The organism is Verminephrobacter aporrectodeae subsp. tuberculatae At4 (assembly GCF_000193225.1).
GTDB lineage: Bacteria > Pseudomonadota > Gammaproteobacteria > Burkholderiales > Burkholderiaceae_C > Acidovorax > Acidovorax aporrectodeae.
This window is the reverse complement of record NZ_AFAL01001067.1, coordinates 1-1,695: the sequence shown is the minus strand read 5'-3', so window position 1 is coordinate 1,695 and position 1,695 is coordinate 1. Positions and strand designations below refer to the sequence as shown.

The window sequence follows — 1,695 nt, the reverse complement described above, 5'->3', positions numbered from 1 at the left end:
CCGGGGCCGTGGTGTCTGTGAGGTTGGTCACGCTCTGTTTGCTGAAGTCGGCTGCGTCGTTGCCTGTGTCGTCTTGCACCACGTGGCCGGTCGTCGTGGGCTTGGTGTAGCTGACGCTCACCACCTCACCGTCGGTCACGGCGCGGCCAAGCGCCAGGGTGACGGTCTTGGCCTTCGCGTCCACGCTGACGCTGTTGACGGTAATGGGTGGTGCTGCTCACCACCGCAAAGCCTGCGGAGCCATCCAGCGCGGTCCCGTCCAGGTCGTTGCGTTCGGTATAGGTGAGCACCAGACTGGCGCGATCGACCGTGGCGCTGCGGAACACCGGGGCCGTGGTGTCTGGTGTGAGGTTGGTCACGTGCTCGCCGTTGAGGTTGGCTGCGTCGTTGCCTTCCTTGTCCTGCACCCCGTTGCCGGCCGGGGGCCTGACGTAGCTGACGCTCACCGCCTCACCGTTGGCCACGGCGCGGTCAAGCGTCAGGGTGACGGTCTTGGCCGCCGCGTCCACGCTGGCGCTGTTGACGGTAATGGGCGGATCCGTGGCGCTGCTTACCGTAAAGCCTGCGGAGCCTGTCAGCGCGGCCCCGTCCAGACTGTTGCGTTCGGTATAGGTGAGCACCAGCAGGGCGTCCTTGACCGTGGCGCTGCTGAACACCGGGGCCGTGCTGTCTGGTGTGAGGTTGGTCACGCTTTGGTTGCTGAAATCGGCTGCGTCGTTGCCTTTCGTGTCCTGCACCACGTTGCCGGGCGGCGTGGGTTTGGTGTAGTTGACGGTCACCGTTTCACCGTTGGCCACGGCGTGGTCAAGCGTCAGGGTGACGGTCTTGGCCGCCGCGTTCACGCTGGCGCTTTTGACGGTAATGGGTGTGCCCGTGTCGCTGCTTACCGTAAAGCCTGCAGAGCCTGTCAGCGGGGCCTCGTTTAGATTGTTGCGGTCGGTATAGGTGAGCACCAACTGGGCGTCATGGACCGTGGCGCTGCTGAACACCGGGGCCGTGGTGTCTGTGAGGTTGGTCACGCTCTGGTCGTGGAAGTCGGCGGCGTCGTTGCCTGCCTTGTCCTGCACCACGTGGCCGCTGTAGCTGACGTTCACTGTTTCACCATCGGTCACGGTGCGGCCAAGCGTCAGGGTGATGGTCTTGGTCGCTGCGTTTACGCGGGCGCTGTTGACGGCAATGGCCGTACCCGCGGGGCTACTCACCACCGAAAAGCCTGCAGAGCCATCCAGCGCGGCCTCGTCCAGGTTGCTCTGTTTGCTATAGGTGAGCACCAACTCGGTGCCATTGACCGTGGCGCTGATGAACACCGGGGCCGGTGGTGTCTGGTTGGCCACGCTCTGGTTGCTGAAGTTGGCTGCGGCGTTGCCTGCCGTGTCCTGCAGCACGGCACCGGTCTTGGGCTTGGTGTAGCTGATGGTCACTGTATCACCCCCGGCTACGGGGCGGTCGAGATACAGAGTGACAAGCCCATAGCCATTGAACCAGCGCTCAATCACATCCACACTGCTGATGGCCTTGGGTTCGTCATTGACGAACACCGCAAAGGCTGTGCTGCTCGGAGTGCTGTGGCTGTTCAAGTCCCCCCCGGTATAAGCGAGCGTCAGCTTATTGCCTTCGATTCCGGGGTAGTCTTTCACGAATACCGGGCCCGCGGTGTTGTTGATCACATCCTGGTCCGCGAACTCCTGCGCGTCA

At 63.4% G+C, this 1,695-nt stretch carries 2 protein-coding genes; both read right to left on the bottom strand.

The features are described 5' to 3' along the window. Positions 1–184, bottom strand: a 184-nt coding sequence (locus VTU_RS35785) for a SwmB domain-containing protein (RefSeq protein ID WP_040894372.1), incomplete at its 3' end; no start/stop codon positions are given. After that, positions 126–1,695: SwmB domain-containing protein (locus tag VTU_RS30445; protein ID WP_040894370.1), on the bottom strand; the 1,570-nt coding region annotated here is incomplete at its 5' end. The genes VTU_RS30445 and VTU_RS35785, both read right to left, overlap by 59 nt.